We start from the raw sequence: 25,605 nt of genomic DNA, 5'->3' as shown, positions 1-25,605 counted from the left end.
TGTAGGGGGTAGAGCACTGTTTCGGCTAGGGGGTCATCCCGACTTACCAAACCGATGCAAACTCCGAATACCTACAAGTGCCGAGCATGGGAGACACACGGCGGGTGCTAACGTCCGTCGTGAAAAGGGAAACAACCCAGACCGTCAGCTAAGGTCCCAAAGTTATGGTTAAGTGGGAAACGATGTGGGAAGGCTTAGACAGCTAGGAGGTTGGCTTAGAAGCAGCCACCCTTTAAAGAAAGCGTAATAGCTCACTAGTCGAGTCGGCCTGCGCGGAAGATGTAACGGGGCTCAAACCATACACCGAAGCTACGGGTATCACGTAAGTGATGCGGTAGAGGAGCGTTCTGTAAGCCTGTGAAGGTGAGTTGAGAAGCTTGCTGGAGGTATCAGAAGTGCGAATGCTGACATGAGTAACGACAATGGGTGTGAAAAACACCCACGCCGAAAGACCAAGGTTTCCTGCGCAACGTTAATCGACGCAGGGTTAGTCGGTCCCTAAGGCGAGGCTGAAAAGCGTAGTCGATGGAAAACAGGTTAATATTCCTGTACTTCTAGTTATTGCGATGGAGGGACGGAGAAGGCTAGGCCAGCTTGGCGTTGGTTGTCCAAGTTTAAGGTGGTAGGCTGGAATCTTAGGTAAATCCGGGATTCTAAGGCCGAGAGCTGATGACGAGTTACCTTTTAGGTGACGAAGTGGTTGATGCCATGCTTCCAAGAAAAGCTTCTAAGCTTCAGATAACTAGGAACCGTACCCCAAACCGACACAGGTGGTTGGGTAGAGAATACCAAGGCGCTTGAGAGAACTCGGGTGAAGGAACTAGGCAAAATGGCACCGTAACTTCGGGAGAAGGTGCGCCGGTGAGGGTGAAGGACTTGCTCCGTAAGCTCATGCCGGTCGAAGATACCAGGCCGCTGCGACTGTTTATTAAAAACACAGCACTCTGCAAACACGAAAGTGGACGTATAGGGTGTGACGCCTGCCCGGTGCCGGAAGGTTAATTGATGGGGTTAGCTAACGCGAAGCTCTTGATCGAAGCCCCGGTAAACGGCGGCCGTAACTATAACGGTCCTAAGGTAGCGAAATTCCTTGTCGGGTAAGTTCCGACCTGCACGAATGGCGTAACGATGGCGGCGCTGTCTCCACCCGAGACTCAGTGAAATTGAAATCGCTGTGAAGATGCAGTGTATCCGCGGCTAGACGGAAAGACCCCGTGAACCTTTACTATAGCTTTGCACTGGACTTTGAATTTGCTTGTGTAGGATAGGTGGGAGGCTTTGAAGCGTGGACGCCAGTCTGCGTGGAGCCATCCTTGAAATACCACCCTGGCAACTTTGAGGTTCTAACTCAGGTCCGTTATCCGGATCGAGGACAGTGTATGGTGGGTAGTTTGACTGGGGCGGTCTCCTCCTAAAGAGTAACGGAGGAGTACGAAGGTGCGCTCAGACCGGTCGGAAATCGGTCGTAGAGTATAAAGGCAAAAGCGCGCTTGACTGCGAGACAGACACGTCGAGCAGGTACGAAAGTAGGTCTTAGTGATCCGGTGGTTCTGTATGGAAGGGCCATCGCTCAACGGATAAAAGGTACTCCGGGGATAACAGGCTGATACCGCCCAAGAGTTCATATCGACGGCGGTGTTTGGCACCTCGATGTCGGCTCATCACATCCTGGGGCTGAAGCCGGTCCCAAGGGTATGGCTGTTCGCCATTTAAAGTGGTACGCGAGCTGGGTTTAGAACGTCGTGAGACAGTTCGGTCCCTATCTGCCGTGGACGTTTGAGATTTGAGAGGGGCTGCTCCTAGTACGAGAGGACCGGAGTGGACGAACCTCTGGTGTTCCGGTTGTCACGCCAGTGGCATTGCCGGGTAGCTATGTTCGGAAAAGATAACCGCTGAAAGCATCTAAGCGGGAAACTTGCCTCAAGATGAGATCTCACTGGGATCTTGAATCCCCTAAAGGGCCGTCGAAGACTACGACGTTGATAGGTTGGGTGTGTAAGCGCTGTGAGGCGTTGAGCTAACCAATACTAATTGCCCGTGAGGCTTGACCATATAACACCCAAGCAATTTGCTTAGAAGCGAATTGCGGTGTGTGAAGACGAAACGAACCGAAAGTTTGCAAACACACAAAGCTATTACATACCCAATTTGCTGATACGTCGAAAGACGGCTCAGTACCCGAATTTCTTGACGACCATAGAGCGTTGGAACCACCTGATCCCATCCCGAACTCAGAAGTGAAACGATGCATCGCCGATGGTAGTGTGGGGTTTCCCCATGTGAGAGTAGGTCATCGTCAAGATTAAATTCCGAAACCCCAATTGCGAAAGCAGTTGGGGTTTTGTTTTTGCGCTGAAAAAATCCTGAAGCGCTATACGGGCGGCTGTTTTAGACGATTTCTATGCAATAGTTTTAGGCGTGGCTATCATGCCTGGCTCATTGTGAGGCGAAACCTGCATGTCGACGTTGTTAGAGCTTCTTAGAGATGGGCGATTTCACTCCGGGCAAGCCCTTGGAGAGGCCTTGGGTGTTAGTCGCAGTGCTATATGGAAGCAGCTGCAGCTCCTTGAGGCGGAGTGGGGGGTGGTTATTCATAAGGTTAGGGGGCGAGGCTATCAGTTGGCCTCTCCCATTACCTTGTTGAGCTCTGCTGAGATTGAGCGACTGGCTCCTGGTAATGGCTGGGTGATCAAGGTGCTTGAGTCTGTCGACTCGACGAACGCAGAGGCGTTGCGCTCCATTGAGCGTGGATGTCCGACACCTTTTCTGGTGTTGGCTGAGCGTCAAACTGCGGGGCGTGGTCGCCGCGGTCGTAAGTGGGTTAGTCCGTTTGCCGAGAATATCTATTACAGCCTTGTCTTGCGTATCGACGGTGGCATGCGCCAGCTGGAGGGATTGAGTCTGCTCGTGGGCTTGGCTGTCATGCACGCTCTCCGGGAGACTGGGGTCCAGGGTGTTGGACTGAAGTGGCCTAATGATGTGTTGGTTGGTCAGAAAAAGATTGCCGGAATACTCCTGGAGTTGGTCGGTGATCCTGCGGATGTATGTCACGTTGTCCTAGGCATTGGGGTCAATGTAAATATGCAGAATGCCGAGGAGGTTGACCAGGAGTGGACCTCTGTCAGGCTGGAGTCTGGCAAGGTAATAGATCGTAACCAGTTCATCGCTCGTTTAAGCGAAGGATTGGTCGCCTATCTGGAGTGCCATAGGCTGAAAGGCTTCTCCGCTATTCGAGAGGAGTGGGAGCAAAACCATCTTTGGCAGGGAAGGGCTGTGTCCTTGATTGCGGGTGTTAACAAAGTTGAAGGCGTTGTGCTGGGTATAGACCACCAGGGCGGCTTGCGATTGAGCGTTGAGGGGGAGGAGCGGGTCTATAGCGGAGGAGAACTCAGCCTGAGGTTGCGTGATGGCTCATGAGCTTGGTAGTGGACCTGGTTTGAAGAATAAGAAGTGTGGTGCCGCATGATCCGCATCATTGATGCTGTGATGGCCTGAGTATGCGCGATGGGTAGGATTGTTGGGGGGGTCGCCCTCTCGGTAATCTGATACTGGTTTCTGTGTTGATATGCGTCGTACAGGTTGTGCTGTGCCTGGTCTTTTTGAGAGTGGTTTGGCCTGCCCTCTATCCTGAGGTTTTTATGCGCTGGTTGTTTCTGTTGTTGTTGGTCCTTAATGGTTTCTACTATGTCTGGCATCAGCAGGAGGCCCCTCTTCGAGCAAAAGAAGTCATGCCGCTGTCGCTGTATCGTGGATCTCAACAGGATATTCGTCTGTTGAGCGAGTCTTCTGACTCGGTAGAGCGGCGTGACAAGGGCAAGGCTGGAGAGGTGGAGGCAAGTTGCCTTTATTTGGGGGGCTTTGCTCGTCGAGAAGTGGCTCAAGCGCTCGAGCAGCGTCTTGTAGAGATTGGGGTGGGGGTTCAGTTGCAGTCGTTAAGTGTTCCAGGTGCGCCTGGCTTTTGGTTGCGTGTCTCTCCTGAAAGCAAGCATTTGCTGGATGATCCCCAGCTGCAAAACCTTGCTAAGGAATTCAATGAGTTAAAACATAAAATAATGCCGTGTGAGGGGGTTGCAACTGTCGAATAGGTTGCATAGAATGGCGCCCGCTCCGCAGTGAAGACTTCTCGAAGTCGCAGCGGTGGAGCGAGGTCAACGCAGCTAACCTCAAGATTTAATTGAGAAAATGCTTGACAGAAGGGCGGCATAGTATAAAATGCTGCCTCGCTTAGGAGGGGTTCCCGAGCGGCCAAAGGGATCAGACTGTAAATCTGACGTCTACGACTTCGAAGGTTCGAATCCTTCCCCCTCCACCAGATTTAGCGAGAGCTGCAGGCTCCGCGGGTATAGTTTAGTGGTAGAACCTCAGCCTTCCAAGCTGATGATGCGGGTTCGATTCCCGCTACCCGCTCCAAGTTTGCAGGTTTTGCAAAAGAGTTTTGCTCTTGTAGCTCAGTTGGTAGAGCACACCCTTGGTAAGGGTGAGGTCAGCGGTTCAAATCCGCTCAAGAGCTCCATATAACAAGGCAGATATGAAAATATCTGCCTTTGTTTTAATGGCTTGTGTGACTTGCTTAATTCTTCTCCTAGGGGTGATTTCGATGGCTAAGGAAAAGTTCGAACGTAATAAGCCGCATGTCAACGTTGGCACCATTGGTCACGTTGACCACGGTAAAACCACTCTGACTGCAGCCCTGACTCGCGTTTGTTCCGAGGTTTTCGGTTCGGCCAAGGTTGACTTCGACAAGATCGATAGCGCCCCGGAAGAGAAAGCTCGTGGTATCACCATCAACACCTCTCACGTTGAATACGATTCGGCTGTGCGTCACTACGCGCACGTTGACTGCCCAGGTCACGCCGACTACGTAAAAAACATGATCACCGGTGCTGCGCAGATGGATGGCGCGATCCTGGTTTGCTCGGCCGCTGATGGTCCGATGCCGCAAACTCGTGAGCACATCCTGCTGTCCCGTCAGGTAGGCGTTCCGTACATCGTTGTCTTCCTGAACAAGGCTGACATGGTTGACGATGCTGAGCTGCTGGAACTGGTTGAAATGGAAGTGCGCGATCTGCTGAGCACTTACGACTTCCCAGGTGACGACACTCCGATCATCATCGGTTCGGCTCTGATGGCTCTGAACGGCCAAGACGACAACGAAATGGGTACCACCGCTGTTAAGCGTCTGGTAGAAACTCTGGACACCTACATCCCAGAGCCAGAGCGTGCAATCGACAAGCCGTTCCTGATGCCAATCGAAGACGTATTCTCGATCTCCGGTCGTGGCACCGTGGTAACTGGCCGTGTTGAGCGTGGCATCGTTCGCATCCAGGAAGAAGTTGAGATCGTTGGTCTGCGCGACACTCAGAAAACTACCTGTACCGGCGTTGAAATGTTCCGCAAACTGCTCGACGAAGGTCGTGCGGGCGAGAACTGCGGTGTTCTGCTGCGTGGCACCAAGCGTGACGACGTTGAGCGTGGCCAGGTTCTGGTTAAGCCAGGCACCGTTAAGCCGCACACCAAGTTCACCGCTGAAGTGTACGTTCTGAGCAAAGAAGAAGGCGGTCGTCATACTCCGTTCTTCAAAGGCTACCGTCCACAGTTCTACTTCCGTACCACTGACGTGACTGGTAACTGCGAGCTGCCAGAAGGCGTTGAAATGGTAATGCCAGGTGACAACATCCAGATGACTGTCACTCTGATCAAAACCATCGCGATGGAAGATGGTCTGCGTTTCGCTATCCGTGAAGGCGGTCGTACCGTCGGCGCCGGCGTCGTAGCCAAAGTTATCGAATAAGTTCTTGAAATATCTCCATCGGGCCGACATAATGGTCGGCCTGATTTTGTTTTTAGGTCAGTAGCTCAATTGGCAGAGCGACGGTCTCCAAAACCGTAGGTTGGGGGTTCGATTCCCTCCTGACCTGCCAGATTCACTCAATGTGTCTGGCTTTCTTTTCACAGGATCTCCATAGATGACTCCTAAGGCTGAAGCTCAAGGCTCTCGCTTCGATCTGCTCAAGTGGCTCGTTGTGGTTGCTTTGGTGATTGTTGGTGTTGTTGGCAATCAGTACTATTCTGCTTCGCCGATCCTGTACCGCGTGTTGGCGTTGCTCGCCATTGCTGCTGTTGCTGCCTTCGTCGGCTTGCAAACGGCCAAGGGCAAGTCGTTCTTCGTGCTGGTTAAGGAAGCGCGCACTGAGATTCGTAAAGTCGTATGGCCAACTCGCCAAGAAACCACGCAGACCACTCTGATTGTAGTGGCTGTGGTCCTGGTTATGGCGTTGCTGTTGTGGGGGCTAGATTCCCTGCTCGGCTGGCTTGTTTCCTTGATTGTTGGCTAAGGGTGTCCCGTGGCTAAGCGTTGGTACGTTGTGCATGCTTACTCGGGTTACGAGAAGCATGTAATGCGTTCGTTGATCGAGCGTGTAAAGCTGGCTGGCATGGAAGATGGCTTCGGCGAGATTCTGGTCCCCACTGAAGAAGTGGTTGAGATGCGCAATGGCCAGAAGCGCAAGAGCGAGCGTAAGTTCTTTCCAGGCTATGTGCTGGTTCAGATGGACATGAATGAGGGTACTTGGCACTTGGTCAAGGACACTCCTCGTGTCATGGGTTTCATTGGTGGTACTGCTGACAAGCCGGCTCCTATCACTGATAAAGAGGCAGAAGCCATTCTGCGTCGCGTTGCCGATGGCAGCGACAAGCCCAAGCCCAAGACTCTGTTTGAGCCGGGCGAAGTGGTTCGTGTTACTGACGGCCCATTCGCTGACTTTAACGGTACTGTTGAAGAAGTTAACTACGAAAAGAGCCGAATCCAAGTGGCGGTGCTCATTTTCGGTCGCTCTACTCCGGTAGAGCTAGAGTTCAGTCAGGTCGAGAAGGCATAACTGAACGAGAATCCCATACCCCGCAGCCTTAGGCTGTGGGGTTTTTTCGTCACCGGGATAAACGCGCAAGTAACCGGGGAGCCTTTTTAGGCGTCTGAACCCGTAATTGGAGTGCCTCATGGCTAAGAAAATTACTGCTTACATCAAGCTGCAAGTTAAGGCCGCTCAGGCCAATCCAAGCCCGCCCGTTGGTCCAGCTCTGGGTCAGCACGGCGTGAACATCATGGAATTCTGCAAGGCTTTCAACGCCCGTACTCAGGGTCTTGAGCCGGGCCTGCCGACTCCTGTGATCATCACTGTCTACAGTGACCGCAGCTTCACTTTCGAAACTAAAAGCACCCCTGCTTCGGTTCTGCTGAAGAAGGCTGCTGGTCTGACTAGCGGTTCTGCTCGCCCGAACACCGTTAAGGTTGGCACTGTTACCCGTGCTCAGCTGGAAGAAATCGCGAAAACCAAAAACGCGGATCTGACTGCAGCTGATATGGATGCAGCCGTGCGTACTATCGCCGGTTCTGCTCGTAGCATGGGCCTTAACGTGGAGGGTGTGTAATGGCTAAGCTGACCAAGCGCCAAAAGACTATCGCCGGCAAGATTGAAGCAGGCAAGGCCTACAACTTTGTAGACGCCGCCGCTCTCCTGACCGAGCTGTCGACCGTTAAGTTCAGTGAGTCCGTGGACGTTGCTGTGAACCTGGGCGTAGACCCACGTAAATCTGACCAGGTTGTTCGTAGCGCTACTGTGCTGCCACACGGCACTGGCAAGACTGTACGTGTTGCTGTGTTCACCCAGGGTCCAGCAGCCGAAGCTGCTCTGGCTGCCGGTGCGGACCGTGTAGGTATGGACGATCTGGCTGCCGAAATGAAAGGCGGCGACCTGAACTACGACGTAGTTATTGCTTCCCCGGATGCAATGCGCGTTGTAGGTCAGTTGGGTCAGGTTCTGGGTCCTCGTGGCCTGATGCCTAACCCGAAGGTTGGTACCGTGACTCCAGACGTAGCTACGGCCGTTAAGAACGCCAAGGCTGGTCAGGTTCGCTACCGCACCGACAAAAACGGCATCATCCACACTTCCGTTGGCAAGGTCGGTTTCGACGCCGTCAAGCTGAAGGAAAACGTTGAAGCCCTGATCGCTGATCTGAAGCGTATCAAGCCAGCTTCTTCGAAAGGTATCTACGTCAAGCGCGTTACCCTGAGCACCACCATGGGCCCAGGTCTGGTCATCGACCAAGGTTCGCTGGACGTATAAGACACAAGCTGACGCAATCAATTGCGTCAGTTGAAAGATTGGGGTCCCTGCCTGGCGGGGGCTATCCAAGACCGTAGGCGACGCAAGTCTTAAACCTCAAGCCTACGCAGATGGTGCTCCCGGTTCCTTACCGAATCAGACACCAAAACGACATCCAGCCCAGGTTGGATGAAACGGTAACAAGCAGGAGTTAAACCCGTGGCAATTAAACTCGAAGACAAGAAGGCCATCGTCGCTGAAGTCAACGAGGCTGCCAAAGCTGCTCTGTCCGCTGTCGTGGCTGATGCCCGTGGTGTGACAGTAGGCGCTATGACCGGACTCCGTAAAGAGGCCCGCGAAGCTGGTGTTTACGTGCGTGTCGTACGTAACACTCTGCTCAAGCGCGCAGTTGAAGGCACTCAATATGATGTGCTCAACGACGCGTTCGTCGGCCCTACCCTGATTGCATTCTCCAAGGAACATCCGGGCGCTGCTGCTCGTATTTTCAAAGAGTTCGCAAAGGGTCAGGACAAGTTCGAGATCAAGGCAGCTGCGTTCGAGGGCAAGTACCTCGCAGCAAACGAGATCGACGTGTTGGCTTCGCTGCCAACTCGCGACGAAGCCATTGCGAAGCTGATGAGCGTGATTCAAGGCGCTACCAGCAAGCTGGCTCGTACTCTGGCGGCTATTCGCGACCAGAAAGAAGCTGCAGCTGCCTAAGGCACCGCAAGCCCTTTCAAAATCATACGTTTAATTTGATGGCTGCGTAGGCTGTCACCCCAATACAGGAATTTATAGTCATGTCTCTGACTAACGAGCAAATCATCGAAGCAATCGGCCAGAAAACCGTTCTGGAAGTTGTTGAGCTGATCAAGGCAATGGAAGAAACCTTCGGCGTTACCGCTGCTGTTGCCGCTGCCGGCCCAGCTGCTGCTGCCGCTGTTGTTGAAGAGCAAACTGAATTCAACGTCATGCTGACCGAAGCTGGCGAGAAGAAAGTTAACGTGATCAAGGCTGTACGTGAACTGACCGGTCTGGGCCTGAAAGAAGCCAAGGCTGTAGTTGACGGCGCTCCTGCCATGGTTCTGGAAGCTGTTGCCAAAGAAGCAGCTGACAAAGCCAAAGCAGCTCTGGAAGAAGCAGGCGCTAAAGTCGAGCTGAAGTAAGCATCGACTTTGTGTCTCCAGCCCAAGCGTTAAGCGAACGGCTGATGGCTGGTGGCTTTTGCCACCGGCCTTTTTCCGTTATTGGCGACCGACTGGGTCGGTGCCTTTAACGTGCTGTAACCCACCCACAGGGGTGGCGCAAACCAAAGGGTTTGCACGATTTTCTGGCTGCTCCCGTCGGGAGGGGCCGAATAAGCAGGTGACCAAGCTGGGGAACGCTGATGGCTTACTCATATACTGAGAAAAAACGTATCCGCAAGGACTTTAGCAAGTTGCCGGACGTCATGGATGTGCCTTACCTCCTGGCCATCCAGCTGGATTCGTATCGTGAATTCTTGCAAGCGGGAGCGACTAAAGATCAGTTCCGCGACGTGGGCCTGCATGCGGCCTTCAAATCCGTTTTCCCGATCATCAGCTACTCCGGCAATGCTGCGTTGGAGTATGTCGGTTATCGCCTGGGCGAACCGGCGTTTGATGTTAAAGAATGCGTGTTGCGTGGCGTGACTTACGCCGTACCTTTGCGGGTAAAAGTGCGCCTGATCATTTTCGACAAAGAATCGTCGAACAAAGCGATCAAGGACATCAAAGAGCAAGAAGTCTACATGGGTGAAATCCCCCTGATGACTGAGAACGGTACCTTCGTAATCAACGGTACCGAGCGTGTAATCGTTTCCCAATTGCACCGTTCCCCTGGCGTATTCTTCGACCACGACCGTGGCAAGACGCACAGCTCCGGTAAGCTGCTGTACTCCGCGCGGATCATTCCTTACCGCGGTTCGTGGTTGGACTTCGAGTTCGATCCGAAAGACTGCGTGTTTGTCCGTATCGACCGTCGTCGCAAGCTGCCTGCCTCGGTTCTGCTGCGCGCGCTGGGCTACACCACTGAAGAAGTGCTGGACGCTTTCTACACCACCAACGTTTTCCACGTGAAGGGCGAAGTCCTGAGCCTGGAGTTGGTGCCTCAGCGCCTGCGCGGTGAAATCGCGGTCCTGGACATCCAGGATGACAAGGGCAAGGTTATTGTCGAGCAGGGTCGTCGTATCACCGCTCGCCATATCAACCAGCTGGAAAAAGCCGGCATCAAAGAGCTGGACGTACCTCTGGACTATGTCCTGGGTCGCACCACTGCCAAGGCCATCGTGCACCCGGCCACCGGCGAGATCCTGGCTGAGTGCAACACCGAGCTGAATACCGAGATCCTGGCCAAGATCGCCAAGGCTCAGGTCGTTCGCATCGAAACGCTGTACACCAACGACATCGACTGCGGTCCGTTCGTTTCCGACACGCTGAAGATCGACTCCACCAGCAACCAATTGGAAGCGCTGGTCGAGATCTATCGCATGATGCGTCCTGGCGAGCCACCAACCAAGGACGCTGCCGAGACGCTGTTCAACAACCTGTTCTTCAGCCCTGAGCGTTATGACCTGTCCGCCGTTGGCCGGATGAAGTTCAACCGTCGCATCGGTCGTACCGAGATCGAGGGTTCGGGCGTTCTGTGCAAAGAAGACATCGTTGCTGTACTGAAGACTCTGGTCGACATCCGTAACGGTAAAGGCATCGTCGACGACATCGACCACCTGGGTAACCGTCGTGTTCGCTGCGTAGGCGAAATGGCCGAGAACCAGTTCCGCGTTGGCCTGGTGCGTGTAGAGCGCGCGGTCAAAGAGCGTCTGTCGATGGCTGAAAGCGAAGGCCTGATGCCGCAAGACCTGATCAATGCCAAGCCAGTAGCTGCGGCAGTGAAAGAGTTCTTCGGTTCCAGCCAGCTGTCGCAGTTCATGGACCAGAACAACCCGCTGTCCGAGATTACCCACAAGCGTCGTGTATCCGCACTCGGCCCGGGCGGTCTGACTCGTGAGCGTGCAGGCTTTGAAGTTCGTGACGTACACCCGACTCACTACGGTCGTGTATGCCCGATTGAAACGCCTGAAGGTCCGAACATTGGTCTGATCAACTCCTTGGCTGCCTATGCCCGCACCAACCAGTACGGCTTCCTCGAAAGCCCGTACCGTGTGGTGAAAGACGCGCTGGTAACTGACGAGATCGTGTTCCTGTCCGCTATCGAAGAGGCCGATCACGTGATCGCCCAGGCTTCGGCGACCATGAACGACAAAGGTCAGCTGATCGATGAGCTGGTAGCTGTTCGTCACTTGAACGAATTCACCGTCAAGGCGCCAGAAGACGTCACCTTGATGGACGTGTCGCCGAAGCAGGTAGTTTCGGTTGCTGCGTCGTTGATTCCGTTCCTCGAGCACGACGACGCCAACCGTGCGTTGATGGGTTCCAACATGCAGCGTCAAGCTGTACCAACCCTGCGTGCTGACAAGCCGCTGGTAGGTACCGGCATGGAGCGCAACGTTGCCCGTGACTCCGGCGTTTGCGTCGTGGCTCGTCGTGGCGGCGTGATCGACTCGGTTGATGCCAGCCGTATCGTGGTTCGTGTTGCTGATGACGAAGTTGAAACTGGCGAAGCCGGTGTCGACATCTACAACCTGACCAAGTACACCCGCTCCAACCAGAACACCTGCATCAACCAGCGTCCGCTGGTGAGCAAGGGTGATCGGGTTCAGCGCAGCGACATCATGGCCGACGGTCCGTCCACCGACATGGGTGAGCTGGCTCTGGGTCAGAACATGCGCATCGCGTTCATGGCGTGGAACGGCTTCAACTTCGAAGACTCCATCTGCCTGTCCGAGCGTGTGGTTCAGGAAGACCGCTTCACCACGATCCACATCCAGGAACTGACCTGTGTGGCCCGTGACACCAAGCTTGGCCCAGAGGAAATCACTGCGGACATCCCGAACGTGGGTGAAGCTGCACTGAACAAGCTGGACGAAGCCGGTATCGTTTACGTAGGTGCTGAAGTAGGCGCAGGCGACATCCTGGTTGGTAAAGTCACTCCGAAAGGCGAGACCCAGCTGACTCCGGAAGAAAAACTGCTGCGTGCAATCTTCGGTGAAAAAGCCAGCGATGTTAAAGACACCTCCCTGCGTGTACCTACCGGTACCAAGGGTACTGTCATCGACGTACAGGTCTTCACTCGTGACGGTGTAGAGCGTGACGCTCGTGCCCTGTCGATCGAGAAGAGCCAGCTCGACGAGATCCGCAAGGATCTGAACGAAGAGTTCCGCATCGTTGAAGGCGCTACTTTCGAACGTCTGCGTTCCGCTCTGGTCGGCCACAAAGCCGAAGGCGGCGCCGGACTGAAGAAAGGTCAGGAGATCACCGACGAAGTTCTCGACGGTCTTGAGCACGGCCAGTGGTTCAAACTGCGCATGGCTGAAGACGCTCTGAACGAGCAGCTCGAGAAGGCCCAGGCCTACATCGTTGATCGCCGCCGTCTGCTGGACGACAAGTTCGAAGACAAGAAGCGCAAACTGCAGCAGGGCGATGACCTGGCTCCAGGCGTGCTGAAAATCGTCAAGGTCTACCTGGCAATCCGTCGTCGCATCCAGCCGGGCGACAAGATGGCCGGTCGTCACGGTAACAAGGGTGTGGTCTCCGTGATCATGCCGGTTGAAGACATGCCGCACGATGCCAATGGCACCCCGGTCGACGTGGTCCTCAACCCGCTGGGCGTACCTTCGCGTATGAACGTTGGTCAGATTCTCGAAACTCACCTGGGCCTTGCAGCCAAAGGTTTGGGCGAGAAGATCAACCGTATGGTCGAAGAGCAGCGCAAGGTCGCGGAACTGCGCACCTTCCTGGACGAGATCTACAACCAGATCGGCGGTCGCAACGAAGACCTGGACAGCTTCTCCGACCAGGAGATCCTGGATCTGGCGAAAAACCTGCGTGGCGGCGTACCGATGGCCACCCCGGTGTTCGACGGTGCCAAGGAAAGCGAAATCAAGGCCATGCTGAAACTGGCGGACCTGCCAGAAAGCGGCCAGATGCAGCTGACCGACGGCCGTACCGGCAACAAGTTCGAGCGTCCAGTTACCGTTGGCTACATGTACATGCTGAAACTGAACCACTTGGTAGACGACAAGATGCACGCTCGTTCTACCGGTTCGTACAGCCTGGTTACCCAGCAGCCGCTGGGTGGTAAGGCGCAGTTCGGTGGTCAGCGTTTCGGGGAGATGGAGGTCTGGGCACTGGAAGCATACGGTGCTGCATACACTCTGCAAGAAATGCTCACAGTGAAGTCGGACGATGTGAACGGTCGTACCAAGATGTACAAAAACATCGTGGACGGCGATCACCGTATGGAGCCGGGCATGCCCGAGTCCTTCAACGTGTTGATCAAAGAAATTCGTTCCCTCGGCATCGATATCGATCTGGAAACCGAATAACACGTGACGCGAATCGAGAGCGGGGCAGGATTGCCCGCTCTCTGCTCCGCCAGGAGGAAAGGCCTTGAAAGACCTACTGAATTTGCTGAAAAACCAGGGTCAAGTCGAAGAGTTCGACGCCATCCGTATTGGATTGGCCTCGCCTGAGATGATCCGTTCGTGGTCGTTCGGTGAAGTTAAAAAGCCGGAAACCATCAACTACCGTACGTTCAAGCCTGAGCGTGACGGCCTGTTCTGCGCCAAGATCTTTGGCCCGGTAAAGGATTACGAGTGCCTGTGCGGTAAGTACAAGCGCTTGAAGCATCGCGGCGTGATCTGCGAGAAGTGTGGCGTTGAAGTTGCACTGGCCAAGGTTCGTCGTGAGCGCATGGCGCACATCGAGCTGGCTTCGCCGGTTGCCCACATCTGGTTCCTGAAATCGCTGCCGTCCCGTATCGGCCTGCTGATGGACATGACCCTGCGTGATATCGAACGTGTTCTCTACTTCGAGAGCTATGTCGTTATCGATCCAGGCATGACCACCCTGGAAAAGGGTCAGTTGCTGAACGACGAGCAGTACTTCGAAGCGCTGGAAGAGTTCGGTGACGACTTCGACGCCCGCATGGGTGCCGAGGCTGTCCGCGAGCTGCTGCACGCTATCGACCTGGAGCACGAGATTGGCCGTCTGCGCGAAGAGATTCCGCAAACCAACTCGGAAACCAAGATCAAGAAGCTGTCCAAGCGTCTGAAGTTGATGGAAGCCTTCCAGGGCTCCGGCAACCTGCCAGAGTGGATGGTGCTGACCGTTCTGCCGGTTCTGCCGCCAGATCTGCGTCCATTGGTCCCGCTGGATGGCGGTCGCTTCGCGACTTCCGACCTCAACGATCTGTATCGTCGAGTGATCAACCGTAACAACCGTTTGAAGCGCCTGCTGGATCTGTCCGCTCCGGACATCATCGTGCGCAACGAAAAGCGTATGTTGCAGGAAGCTGTCGACGCACTGCTCGACAACGGTCGTCGTGGTCGTGCTATCACCGGTTCCAACAAGCGTCCTCTGAAATCCCTGGCTGACATGATCAAGGGTAAGCAAGGTCGTTTCCGTCAGAACTTGCTCGGTAAGCGTGTTGACTACTCCGGTCGTTCGGTAATTACCGTAGGTCCGACCCTGCGTCTGCACCAGTGCGGTCTGCCGAAGAAGATGGCTCTCGAGCTGTTCAAACCGTTCATTTTCGGCAAGTTGGAAATGCGTGGCCTGGCCACCACCATCAAAGCCGCGAAGAAGATGGTCGAGCGCGAGCTGCCAGAGGTTTGGGACGTTCTTGCTGAAGTAATTCGCGAACACCCAGTGCTCCTCAACCGTGCACCGACCCTTCACCGTCTGGGCATCCAGGCGTTTGAACCAGTACTGATCGAAGGTAAGGCTATCCAGCTGCACCCTCTGGTCTGTGCCGCGTACAACGCCGACTTCGACGGCGACCAAATGGCCGTGCACGTGCCGCTGACGCTGGAAGCCCAGCTGGAAGCGCGTGCGTTGATGATGTCGACCAACAACATTCTGTCGCCAGCCAACGGTGAGCCAATCATCGTTCCGTCGCAGGACGTTGTATTGGGTCTGTACTACATGACTCGTGAAGCGATCAACGCCAAGGGCGAAGGTCGTGTGTTCGCCGATCTGCAGGAAGTCGACCGCGTATTCCGCGCCGGCGAAGCGGCTCTGCACGCCAAGATCAAGGTTCGCATCAGCGAAACCGTCAATGATCGTGATGGCGGCAGCGTGAGCGCCACCCGTATCGTCGACACCACTGTCGGCCGTGCACTGCTGTTCCAGGTTGTGCCGAAGGGTCTGTCGTTCGACGTCGTCAACCTGCCGATGAAGAAGAAGGCGATCTCCAAGCTGATCAACCAGTGCTACCGCGTGGTGGGTCTGAAAGAGACCGTGATCTTCGCTGACCAGTTGATGTACACCGGTTTCGCTTACTCGACCATCTCTGGTGTTTCCATCGGTGTTAACGACTTCGTTATCCCGGATGAAAAAGCCCGCATCATCGGTGCTGCCACCGACGAAGTGAAAGAGATCGAGAGCCAGTACGCCTCCGGCCTGGTAACCCAGGGCGAGAAGTACAACAAAGTGATCGACCTTTGGTCGAAGGCCAACGACGAAGTATCCAAGGCGATGATGGCCAACCTCTCGAAAGAGAAAGTCATCGACCGCCATGGCGACGAAGTCGAGCAAGAATCGTTCAACTCGATGTACATGATGGCTGACTCGGGTGCGCGGGGTTCCGCAGCACAGATCCGTCAGCTGGCCGGTATGCGTGGCCTGATGGCCAAGCCGGACGGCTCCATCATCGAAACGCCGATTACTGCGAACTTCCGTGAAGGTCTGAGCGTACTCCAGTACTTCATCTCGACTCACGGTGCTCGTAAGGGTCTTGCGGATACCGCGTTGAAAACTGCGAACTCCGGTTACCTGACTCGTCGTCTGGTAGACGTTGCGCAGGATCTGGTTGTAACCGAGATCGATTGCGGCACCGAACACGGCCTGCTGATGACTCCGCACATTGAAGGCGGTGACGTTGTAGAGCCATTGGGTGAGCGCGTATTGGGTCGTGTTATCGCCCGTGACGTATTCAAGCCAGGTACCGAGGACGTCATCGTTCCTGCCGGCACCCTGGTAGACGAGAAGTGGGTTGAGTTCATCGAGCTCAACAGCATCGACGAAGTGATCGTGCGTTCGCCGATCAGCTGCGAAACTCGCTATGGCATCTGCGCCAAGTGCTACGGCCGTGACCTGGCTCGTGGTCACCAGGTGAACATCGGTGAAGCGGTCGGCGTTATCGCTGCCCAGTCCATCGGTGAGCCGGGTACCCAGCTGACCATGCGTACGTTCCACATCGGTGGTGCGGCGAGCCGGACTTCGGCAGCCGACAGCGTTCAGGTGAAGAACGGCGGTACCGTCCGTCTGCATAACCTGAAGCACGTAGAGCGTATTGACGGTCACCTGGTTGCCGTTTCCCGTTCTGGTGAACTGGCGATCGCTGATGATTTCGGTCGTGAGCGTGAGCGTTACAAGCTGCCATACGGTGCTGTTATTTCGGTTAAAGAGGGTGACAAGGTCGACGCTGGCGCAATCGTCGCCAAGTGGGATCCGCACACTCACCCAATCGTTACCGAAATGAAAGGTACCGTGACCTACGTGGGCATGGAAGAAGGCATCACGATCAAGCGTCAGACTGACGAATTGACCGGTATGACCAACATTGAAGTACTCGACGCTAAAGATCGTCCAGCTGCCGGTAAAGACATCCGTCCTGCCGTGAAGATGGTCGATGACAACGGCAAGGATCTGTTGCTGCCAGGCACTGACGTAATCGCTCAGTACTTCCTGCCAGCCAACGCCCTGGTCGGTGTAGCGGATGGTGCGAAGATTGCGATCGGTGATGTTATCGCTCGTATCCCGCAGGAAACTTCGAAGACCCGTGACATCACCGGTGGTCTGCCGCGTGTTGCTGACTTGTTCGAAGCTCGTCGTCCTAAGGAAGCATCGATTCTGGCTGAGGTCAGCGGCACCATCGCGTTCGGTAAAGAGACCAAGGGCAAGCGTCGCCTGGTCATCACGCCGAACGACGGTAGCGATCCGTATGAAGAGCTGATTCCGAAGTGGCGTCACCTGAACGTCTTCGAAGGCGAACAAGTGAACCGCGGCGAAGTTATCTCCGATGGTCCAAGCGATCCGCACGACATCCTGCGTCTGCTGGGTGTGAGTGCGCTGGCCAAGTACATCGTTAACGAGATCCAGGACGTTTACCGCCTGCAGGGCGTGAAGATCAACGACAAGCACATCGAGACCATCCTGCGTCAGATGCTGCGTAAAGTTGAGATTGCCGAGTCCGGCGACTCCAGCTTCATCAAGGGCGACCAGATGGAACTGACTCACGTACTGGTAGAAAACGAACGCCTGAGCACCGAAGACAAGTTCATCGCCAAGTTCACCCGCGTACTGCTGGGTATTACCAAGGCATCCTTGTCCACCGAATCGTTCATCTCGGCGGCCTCTTTCCAAGAGACCACTCGTGTACTGACCGAGGCGGCGGTGACTGGCAAGCGCGACTACCTGCGCGGCCTGAAGGAAAACGTGGTCGTGGGTCGTCTGATCCCGGCCGGTACTGGCCTGGCTTACCACAGCGAGCGTAAGCGTCGTCGTGATGCAGACAAGCCGCTGCGCGTAAGCGCAAGCGAAGTCGAAGCAGCACTGACTGAAGCGCTGAACTCCAGCGGTAACTGAGGTCTGCAGTAGATTGGGATGAGGCCCTGGTTTTTTCGATTGAGAATCAAGACACTTTTTGTCGAGGTTCACTGATCGGAGAGGCCGGGGCCTTGTCTTGACTGGGGCCAAGATCCTCTTTAGACTCTTGTACCCCTAAATTTGGTGGAGCTCCTGCTCTGCCATTTTGTTTATGTCGAAAGACAACAGTGGAGCTAGTAGATGGCAACTATCAACCAGCTGGTACGTCAGCCGCGTAAGCGTATCGTCGAGAAATCCGACGTACCTGCGCTGCAGAACTGCCCGCAACGTCGTGGCGTATGCACTCGCGTGTATACCACTACGCCGAAAAAACCTAACTCGGCACTGCGTAAAGTATGCCGTGTGCGTCTGACCAACGGTTTCGAGGTTTCCTCGTACATCGGCGGTGAAGGCCACAACCTGCAAGAGCACAGCGTCGTACTGATTCGTGGCGGCCGTGTAAAAGACTTGCCAGGTGTTCGTTACCACACCGTTCGCGGCTCCCTGGATACCTCCGGCGTTAAAGGTCGTAACCAAGGTCGTTCGAAGTACGGTACCAAGCGTCCGAAGTAATCGGCCGTTTTGCAGTTTTTAATTATATTGAGTCGATAAGAGTAAGGTCGGGCACGCGTCCATTGGATCAACTGTCCCGAGCTAACCTGAAGACCGTTTGAGGGCTTATCAATGCCAAGACGTCGCGTAGCAGCCAAACGTGAGATTCTGGACGATCCGAAATACGGAAGCCAGATCCTCGCCAAGTTCATGAACCACGTAATGGAAAGCGGCAAGAAAGCCGTTGCCGAACGTATCGTTTATGGCGCGCTGGAAAAAGTTAAAGAGCGCAAGAACAGCGATCCCCTGGAAATCTTCGAGAAAGCTCTCGACGCCATCGCTCCGCTGGTCGAAGTGAAGTCGCGCCGTGTAGGCGGTGCTACTTACCAGGTTCCGGTCGAAGTTCGTCCGTCCCGTCGTAACGCTCTGGCAATGCGCTGGTTGGTAGACTTCGCGCGCAAGCGCGGTGAGAAGTCTATGGCTCTGCGTTTGGCTGGCGAACTGCTGGACGCTGCCGAAGGCAAAGGTGCTGCAGTTAAGAAGCGTGAAGACGTACACCGTATGGCTGAAGCCAACAAGGCTTTCTCGCACTACCGCTTCTAATATCGGCATCATTCAATTTGCGAGGGCTTTATGGCTCGTACTACAGCAATCAACCGCTACCGTAACATCGGTATCTGTGCCCACGTTGACGCGGGCAAGACTACCACTACCGAGCGGATCCTGTTCTACACAGGTCTCAGCCACAAGATGGGTGAGGTGCATGACGGTGCTGCTACCACCGACTGGATGGTGCAGGAGCAGGAGCGGGGTATCACCATTACCTCCGCTGCTGTAACTACCTTCTGGAAAGGTTCGCGCGGCCAATACGATAACTATCGTGTAAACGTTATCGATACCCCAGGCCACGTTGACTTCACTATTGAAGTAGAGCGTTCGCTGCGTGTACTCGACGGCGCGGTCGTTGTGTTCTGCGGTACTTCCGGTGTTGAGCCTCAGTCTGAAACCGTATGGCGTCAAGCCAACAAATACGGCGTTCCACGTGTTGTTTACGTGAACAAGATGGACCGTGCCGGTGCTAACTTCCTGCGCGTTGTTGGCCAGATCAAAAACCGCCTGGGTCACACCCCGGTTCCGGTTCAGCTGGCTATCGGCGCTGAAGATAACTTCGAAGGTCAGGTTGATCTGATCAAGATGAAGGCTATCTACTGGAACGACGACGACAAGGGTACTACCTATCGCGAGGAAGAAATTCCTGCCGATATGCTGGACCTGGCTAACGAGTGGCGCTCCAACATGGTTGAAGCTGCTGCTGAAGCCAACGAAGAGCTGATGAACAAGTACCTTGAAGAAGGTGACCTGACCGTCGAAGAGATCAAGGCCGGCCTGCGTGCGCGCACCCTGGCTAGCGAGATCGTTCCGGCTGTCTGCGGTTCTTCGTTCAAGAACAAGGGTGTTCCCCTGGTTCTCGACGCCGTTATCGACTTCCTGCCTGCTCCTACCGAGATCCCTGCGATCAAAGGTATCCACCCGGATCTCATCGAGAAGCCGAAGGAAGAGCTGGTAGAAGCGGATTACGACGAGCGTCATGCTGACGATTCGGAACCGTTCTCGGCTCTGGCATTCAAGATCGCTACTGACCCGTTCGTTGGTACTCTGACTTTCGTGCGCGTTTACTCGGGCTTCCTGAGCTCGGGCGACTCCGTGATCAACTCGGTCAAGGGCAAGAAAGAGCGCGTTGGTCGTATGGTGCAGATGCACGCCAACCAGCGTGAAGAGATCAAGGAAGTACGTGCAGGCGACATCGCTGCCCTGATCGGCATGAAGGACGTCACCACTGGTGACACTCTGTGCGATCTCGACAAGCAGATCATCCTTGAGCGTATGGACTTCCCTGAGCCTGTGATTTCGGTAGCGGTAGAGCCGAAAACCAAGCAGGACCAGGAAAAGATGGGTATCGCACTGGGCAAGCTGGCCCAGGAAGACCCGTCGTTCCGCGTCAAGACCGACGAAGAGACTGGCCAGACCATCATCTCCGGTATGGGTGAGCTGCACCTGGACATCCTCGTTGACCGCATGAAGCGCGAGTTCAACGTCGAAGCCAACATCGGCAAGCCGCAGGTTTCGTACCGCGAGAAGATCAGCAAGAGCAACGTCGAGATCGAAGGCAAGTTCGTTCGTCAGTCCGGCGGTCGCGGTCAGTTCGGTCACTGCTGGATCCGTTTCTCGGAGCCGGACGTCGATGCGAACGGCAACATCACCGAAGGTCTGGTCTTCACCAACGAAGTTGTTGGTGGTGTGGTTCCTAAGGAATACATCCCGGCTATCCAGAAGGGTATCGAAGAGCAGATGAAGAACGGCGTCGTTGCCGGCTATCCGCTGATCGGCCTGAAGGCTACCGTGTTCGATGGTTCCTACCACGACGTCGACTCCAACGAGATGGCGTTCAAGGTGGCGGCCTCCATGGCGACCAAGCAGCTGGCCCAGAAGGGCGGCGGTGTTGTGCTCGAGCCGATCATGAAGGTTGAAGTGGTAACCCCAGAGGACTACATGGGTGACGTGATGGGTGACCTGAACCGTCGTCGTGGTCTGATTCAGGGTATGGATGACTCGGTGTCCGGCAAGGTTATCCGTGCTGAAGTGCCGCTGGGTGAAATGTTCGGTTATGCAACCGACGTTCGTTCCATGTCTCAGGGTCGCGCGAGCTACTCCATGGAATTCTCCAAATACGCCGAAGCTCCGTCGAACATCGTCGAAGCTCTCGTTAAAAAACAAGGCTGATTCAGTCTCCCCTTTAGGCTAGGAGTTAATTGTCGTGGCTAAAGAAAAATTTGAACGTAACAAACCGCACGTCAACGTTGGCACCATTGGTCACGTTGACCACGGTAAAACCACTCTGACTGCTGCTCTGACCCGTGTTTGCTCCGAGGTTTTCGGTTCGGCCAAGGTTGACTTCGACAAGATCGACAGCGCCCCGGAAGAGAAGGCTCGTGGTATCACCATCAACACCTCTCACGTTGAATACGATTCGGCTGTGCGTCACTACGCGCACGTTGACTGCCCAGGTCACGCCGACTACGTAAAAAACATGATCACCGGTGCTGCGCAGATGGACGGCGCGATCCTGGTTTGCTCGGCCGCTGATGGTCCGATGCCACAAACTCGTGAGCACATCCTGCTGTCCCGTCAGGTAGGCGTTCCGTACATCGTTGTCTTCCTGAACAAGGCTGACATGGTTGACGACGCTGAGCTGCTGGAACTGGTTGAGATGGAAGTGCGCGATCTGCTGAGCACTTACGACTTCCCAGGTGACGACACTCCGATCATCATCGGTTCGGCTCTGATGGCTCTGAACGGCCAAGACGACAACGAAATGGGTACCACCGCTGTTAAGCGTCTGGTAGAAACTCTGGACACCTACATCCCAGAGCCAGAGCGTGCAATCGACAAGCCGTTCCTGATGCCAATCGAAGACGTATTCTCGATCTCCGGTCGTGGCACCGTGGTAACTGGCCGTGTTGAGCGTGGCATCGTTCGCATCCAGGAAGAAGTTGAGATCGTTGGTCTGCGCGACACTCAGAAAACTACCTGCACCGGCGTTGAAATGTTCCGCAAACTGCTCGACGAAGGTCGTGCGGGCGAGAACTGCGGCGTTCTGCTGCGTGGCACCAAGCGTGACGACGTTGAGCGTGGCCAGGTTCTGGTTAAGCCAGGCACCGTTAAGCCGCACACCAAGTTCACCGCTGAAGTGTACGTTCTGAGCAAAGAAGAAGGCGGCCGTCATACTCCGTTCTTCAAAGGCTACCGTCCACAGTTCTACTTCCGTACCACTGACGTGACTGGTAACTGCGAGCTGCCAGAAGGCGTTGAAATGGTAATGCCAGGTGACAACATCCAGATGACTGTCACTCTGATCAAAACCATCGCGATGGAAGATGGTCTGCGTTTCGCTATCCGTGAAGGCGGTCGTACCGTCGGCGCCGGCGTCGTAGCCAAAGTTATCGAGTAATAGTCGATGATTTGAAAAAGCCCCCGCATTGCGGGGGCTTTTTTATTGGGTTGACACCTATCAGGGGCGTCTATAGAATTGCGCCTCCTTTTAACGGGCGCAGTGCGCCCGGTGGGAATAGCAGCCGGAGTCTGAAATCCAATGCAAAATCAGCAAATCCGTATCAGGTTGAAGGCTTTTGACCATCGCCTGATCGACCAATCCACCCAGGAAATCGTGGAAACCGCGAAACGTACTGGTGCTCAAGTGCGTGGTCCTATTCCACTGCCTACCCGTAAAGAGCGGTTTACCGTTCTGGTCTCCCCGCACGTCAACAAAGACGCGCGTGACCAGTACGAAATCCGTACTCATAAGCGTGTACTGGACATCGTCCAGCCAACGGATAAAACCGTTGATGCTCTTATGAAGCTTGATCTTGCGGCCGGTGTGGAAGTGCAGATCAGCCTCGGCTAAGACTCGGTCTTAGTCGTGTAACGCTCTGAAATGGGCGGCCATAGCGGGTGAAAGCCCCGTACACTCATGAGGTTTACAACATGACTATTGGTGTAGTCGGTCGTAAATGCGGTATGACCCGTATTTTCACCGAAGAAGGTGTCTCCATTCCGGTCACGGTCATTGAGATCGAGCCGAATCGCGTCACCCAGTTCAAAACTGAAGAAACCGATGGCTATCGTGCAGTGCAGGTCACTGTAGGTGAGCGTCGTGCTTCGCGCGTGACTGCTGCTCAAGCAGGTCACTTCGCTAAAGCGAACGTAGCTGCCGGTCGTGGCGTTTGGGAATTCCGTCTTGAAGAAGGCGAGTACCAAGCTGGCGATCTGATCAATGCAGAAATCTTCGCAGCTGGCCAACTGGTAGATGTTACCGGTCAGTCGAAAGGTAAAGGCTTCGCCGGTACCATCAAGCGTTGGAATTTCCGCGGTCAAGATAACACCCACGGTAACTCCGTTTCCCACCGCGTCCCGGGCTCTATTGGCCAGTGCCAGACTCCTGGTCGTGTATTCAAGGGCAAAAAAATGTCCGGTCATATGGGCGCTGAGCGCGTGACCGTGCAGTCCCTGGAAGTAGTGCGCGTCGACGCTGAACGCAATCTGTTGTTGGTCAAGGGTGCTGTTCCTGGCGCTACTGGCGGCAACCTGGTTGTACGTCCGGCGGCCAAGGCTCGCGGTTAAGGGGAAGCTGACATGCAATTAAATGTAAATGACGCTCAAGCGATCGAAGTTTCCGAACTGACATTTGGCGGCGAATTCAACGAGACGCTGGTTCACCAAGCAGTCGTGGCCTACATGGCCGGCGGCCGTCAAGGTAGCAAGCAGCAAAAGACCCGTTCCGACGTTTCCGGTGGCGGCAAGCGCCCATGGCGTCAGAAAGGTACTGGCCGTGCTCGTGCCGGTACTATCCGTAGCCCAATCTGGCGTGGCGGCGGTACCACTTTCGCAGCTCGTCCTCAGGATCACTCCCAGAAGCTGAACAAGAAGATGTATCGCGCAGCAATGCGTTCCATCCTTGCTGAGCTGGTGCGTACTGATCGTCTGGTCGTGGTTCAGGATTTCGCTGTTGAAACTCCGAAAACCAAAGATCTGCTGGGCAAGCTGAACAACATGAGCCTGACCGATGTTCTGATCGTGTCGGACGCTGTTGATCAGAACCTGTACCTGGCTGCTCGCAACCTGCCACACGTTGATGTACGTGACGTGCAAGGTTCCGATCCAGTTAGTCTGATCGCATACGACAAAGTGTTGATCACTGTGTCGGCCGTGAAGAAATTCGAGGAGCTGCTGGGATGAACCAGGAACGCGTATTTAAAGTTCTGCTTGGCCCGCACGTTTCCGAGAAGGCTACGGTTCTGGCAGACAAGAAAGGCCAGTTCGTTTTCAAGGTTGCTACTGATGCAACCAAGCTGGAAATCAAGAAGGCCGTCGAAAGCCTGTTCAGCGTGAAAGTGGAACGTGTTACTACCCTGAATGTTCTGGGTAAGAGCAAGCGTACCGCTCGCGGTCTGGGCAAGCGTAATGACTGGAAGAAGGCAGTTATCTCCCTTCAGCCAGGCCAAGATCTCGATTTCAGCAGCAGTGCTGAGTAAGGAAGGGGTGCATCATGGCAATCGTTAAATGCAAACCGACTTCCCCTGGCCGCCGTTTTGTGGTCAAGGTGGTCAACCAGGAGCTGCATAAAGGCGCTCCTCACGCACCGCTGCTCGAGAAGAAGTCGAAGTCTGGTGGTCGTAACAACAATGGCCGCATTACCACCCGTCACGTTGGTGGTGGTCATAAGCAGCATTATCGTCTGGTCGACTTCCGTCGCAACGACAAAGATGGCATCGCTGCCACTGTCGAGCGTATCGAATACGATCCAAACCGTACTGCTCACATCGCTCTGCTGCTGTACGCAGATGGCGAGCGTCGCTACATCATCGCCCCTAAAGGCGTGAGCGCTGGCGACCAGCTGATTGCAGGTGCTCTGGCACCGATCAAGCCGGGCAACGCTCTGCAACTGCGCAACATTCCAGTTGGTAGCACCGTACACGGCATCGAACTGAAGCCAGGTAAAGGCGCGCAAATCGCTCGTTCGGCTGGTGCTTCGGCTCAGCTGGTCGCTCGTGAGGGTGTCTATGTGACCCTGCGTCTGCGTTCTGGTGAGATGCGTAAAGTGCTGGCTGAGTGCCGTGCGACCCTGGGCGAAGTCTCGAACTCCGAGCACAGCCTGCGTTCGCTGGGTAAAGCTGGTGCCAAACGCTGGCGTGGCGTTCGCCCAACCGTTCGTGGTGTTGCCATGAACCCGGTTGACCACCCACATGGTGGTGGTGAAGGTCGTACCTCTGGTGGTCGTCATCCGGTATCGCCATGGGGCTTCCCGACTAAGGGCGCGAAGACTCGTGGTAATAAGCGTACCGACAAAATGATCGTCCGTCGTCGCAAGTAAATAGAGGGATACGACAGTGCCACGTTCTCTGAAAAAAGGTCCTTTTATTGATCTTCACCTACTGAAGAAGATCGAAGTGGCGGCGGAAAAGAACGATCGCAAACCAGTTAAGACCTGGTCGCGCCGTTCCATGATCCTGCCACAAATGGTCGGTCTGACCATTGCTGTGCATAACGGTCGTCAACATGTTCCAGTTCTCGTGAACGAAGACATGGTCGGCCACAAACTGGGCGAGTTCGCCGGTACCCGTACATATCGCGGGCACGTGGCTGACAAGAAAGCCAAGCGTTAAGGGGTA

At 55.0% G+C, this 25,605-nt stretch carries 21 protein-coding genes, 4 tRNA genes and 2 rRNA genes (1 of these 27 only partly in view); all 27 read left to right on the top strand.

The genetic code is table 11. The features are described 5' to 3' along the window. Positions 1–2,052 (top strand): 23S ribosomal RNA (locus tag ACZ5BO_RS31610) (it extends 840 nt beyond the left edge of the window). 134 nt (positions 2,053–2,186) lie between these two features. Further along, a 5S ribosomal RNA gene (rrf, locus tag ACZ5BO_RS31605) occupies positions 2,187–2,302 on the top strand. A gap of 155 nt (positions 2,303–2,457) precedes the next feature. Beyond that, positions 2,458–3,417, top strand: coding sequence for a bifunctional biotin--[acetyl-CoA-carboxylase] ligase/biotin operon repressor BirA (gene birA / locus ACZ5BO_RS31600; protein ID WP_464697409.1), 960 nt, complete (start codon positions 2,458–2,460; stop codon positions 3,415–3,417). A 221-nt stretch (positions 3,418–3,638) separates the two neighbouring features. Next, complete coding sequence (locus tag ACZ5BO_RS31595) at positions 3,639–4,085, top strand: hypothetical protein (protein ID WP_464697408.1); 447 nt, start codon at positions 3,639–3,641, stop codon at positions 4,083–4,085. 142 nt (positions 4,086–4,227) lie between these two features. Beyond that, a tRNA-Tyr gene (locus ACZ5BO_RS31590) sits at positions 4,228–4,312 on the top strand. A 24-nt stretch (positions 4,313–4,336) separates the two neighbouring features. Further along, positions 4,337–4,410, top strand: a tRNA-Gly gene (locus tag ACZ5BO_RS31585). A gap of 27 nt (positions 4,411–4,437) precedes the next feature. After that, positions 4,438–4,513 (top strand) — tRNA-Thr (locus tag ACZ5BO_RS31580). 84 nt (positions 4,514–4,597) lie between these two features. Then, positions 4,598–5,791: an elongation factor Tu gene (gene tuf / locus ACZ5BO_RS31575; RefSeq protein ID WP_464697406.1), complete on the top strand. Its 1,194-nt coding sequence runs from the start codon at positions 4,598–4,600 to the stop codon at positions 5,789–5,791. A gap of 54 nt (positions 5,792–5,845) precedes the next feature. Next, positions 5,846–5,921, top strand: a tRNA-Trp gene (locus tag ACZ5BO_RS31570). Between the two features lie 45 nt (positions 5,922–5,966). Further along, a complete protein-coding gene (secE, locus tag ACZ5BO_RS31565) occupies positions 5,967–6,335 on the top strand; it encodes a preprotein translocase subunit SecE (RefSeq protein WP_016968680.1) in 369 nt (122 codons plus the stop codon). A gap of 9 nt (positions 6,336–6,344) precedes the next feature. Continuing rightward, complete coding sequence (gene nusG, locus ACZ5BO_RS31560; RefSeq protein ID WP_002555501.1) at positions 6,345–6,878, top strand: transcription termination/antitermination protein NusG; 534 nt, start codon at positions 6,345–6,347, stop codon at positions 6,876–6,878. Between the two features lie 118 nt (positions 6,879–6,996). Further along, the gene (gene rplK / locus ACZ5BO_RS31555; RefSeq protein WP_003176435.1) at positions 6,997–7,428 is read left to right on the top strand and encodes a 50S ribosomal protein L11; all 432 of its coding nucleotides are present in this window, start codon (positions 6,997–6,999) and stop codon (positions 7,426–7,428) included. After that, positions 7,428–8,123 (top strand): 50S ribosomal protein L1, encoded by a 696-nt coding sequence (rplA, locus tag ACZ5BO_RS31550; protein ID WP_464697407.1) that lies wholly within the window; start codon positions 7,428–7,430, stop codon positions 8,121–8,123. The genes rplK and rplA overlap by 1 nt, the downstream gene beginning before the upstream one ends. Before the next feature lie 198 nt (positions 8,124–8,321). Then, on the top strand, positions 8,322–8,822 hold the full coding sequence (gene rplJ / locus ACZ5BO_RS31545; RefSeq protein ID WP_025132369.1) for a 50S ribosomal protein L10: 501 nt from the start codon (positions 8,322–8,324) through the stop codon (positions 8,820–8,822). Positions 8,823–8,902: 80 nt separating this feature from the next. After that, positions 8,903–9,268, top strand: coding sequence for a 50S ribosomal protein L7/L12 (rplL, locus tag ACZ5BO_RS31540; RefSeq protein ID WP_011063780.1), 366 nt, complete (start codon positions 8,903–8,905; stop codon positions 9,266–9,268). 221 nt (positions 9,269–9,489) lie between these two features. Then, positions 9,490–13,563 (top strand): DNA-directed RNA polymerase subunit beta, encoded by a 4,074-nt coding sequence (rpoB, locus tag ACZ5BO_RS31535; RefSeq protein ID WP_025132368.1) that lies wholly within the window; start codon positions 9,490–9,492, stop codon positions 13,561–13,563. A gap of 64 nt (positions 13,564–13,627) precedes the next feature. Next, positions 13,628–17,827: a DNA-directed RNA polymerase subunit beta' gene (rpoC, locus tag ACZ5BO_RS31530; RefSeq protein WP_025132367.1), complete on the top strand. Its 4,200-nt coding sequence runs from the start codon at positions 13,628–13,630 to the stop codon at positions 17,825–17,827. A gap of 201 nt (positions 17,828–18,028) precedes the next feature. Continuing rightward, complete coding sequence (gene rpsL, locus ACZ5BO_RS31525; protein ID WP_003186084.1) at positions 18,029–18,400, top strand: 30S ribosomal protein S12; 372 nt, start codon at positions 18,029–18,031, stop codon at positions 18,398–18,400. A 111-nt stretch (positions 18,401–18,511) separates the two neighbouring features. Next, positions 18,512–18,982, top strand: coding sequence for a 30S ribosomal protein S7 (rpsG, locus tag ACZ5BO_RS31520; RefSeq protein ID WP_007925959.1), 471 nt, complete (start codon positions 18,512–18,514; stop codon positions 18,980–18,982). A gap of 30 nt (positions 18,983–19,012) precedes the next feature. Beyond that, entirely contained in the window at positions 19,013–21,160 is a 2,148-nt protein-coding gene (gene fusA, locus ACZ5BO_RS31515; RefSeq protein WP_025132366.1) for an elongation factor G, read from the top strand. 34 nt (positions 21,161–21,194) lie between these two features. Further along, complete coding sequence (gene tuf, locus ACZ5BO_RS31510) at positions 21,195–22,388, top strand: elongation factor Tu (RefSeq protein ID WP_464697406.1); 1,194 nt, start codon at positions 21,195–21,197, stop codon at positions 22,386–22,388. Positions 22,389–22,529: 141 nt separating this feature from the next. Beyond that, a complete protein-coding gene (rpsJ, locus tag ACZ5BO_RS31505; protein WP_003186070.1) occupies positions 22,530–22,841 on the top strand; it encodes a 30S ribosomal protein S10 in 312 nt (103 codons plus the stop codon). Positions 22,842–22,921: 80 nt separating this feature from the next. Further along, positions 22,922–23,557, top strand: a complete 636-nt coding sequence (gene rplC / locus ACZ5BO_RS31500; protein ID WP_007924205.1) for a 50S ribosomal protein L3 — start codon at positions 22,922–22,924, stop codon at positions 23,555–23,557. A gap of 12 nt (positions 23,558–23,569) precedes the next feature. Further along, the gene (gene rplD, locus ACZ5BO_RS31495; RefSeq protein WP_007924200.1) at positions 23,570–24,172 is read left to right on the top strand and encodes a 50S ribosomal protein L4; all 603 of its coding nucleotides are present in this window, start codon (positions 23,570–23,572) and stop codon (positions 24,170–24,172) included. After that, the gene (gene rplW / locus ACZ5BO_RS31490; RefSeq protein WP_002555488.1) at positions 24,169–24,468 is read left to right on the top strand and encodes a 50S ribosomal protein L23; all 300 of its coding nucleotides are present in this window, start codon (positions 24,169–24,171) and stop codon (positions 24,466–24,468) included. The genes rplD and rplW overlap by 4 nt, the downstream gene beginning before the upstream one ends. A gap of 14 nt (positions 24,469–24,482) precedes the next feature. Next, complete coding sequence (rplB, locus tag ACZ5BO_RS31485; RefSeq protein WP_011063775.1) at positions 24,483–25,307, top strand: 50S ribosomal protein L2; 825 nt, start codon at positions 24,483–24,485, stop codon at positions 25,305–25,307. A gap of 16 nt (positions 25,308–25,323) precedes the next feature. Next, positions 25,324–25,599 (top strand): 30S ribosomal protein S19, encoded by a 276-nt coding sequence (gene rpsS, locus ACZ5BO_RS31480; protein WP_002555486.1) that lies wholly within the window; start codon positions 25,324–25,326, stop codon positions 25,597–25,599. The last annotated feature ends 6 nt before the right edge of the window (positions 25,600–25,605 follow it).

The organism is Pseudomonas sp. FFPRI_1, from assembly GCF_055384485.1.
This window is presented reverse-complemented; position numbering and strand designations above follow the sequence as displayed.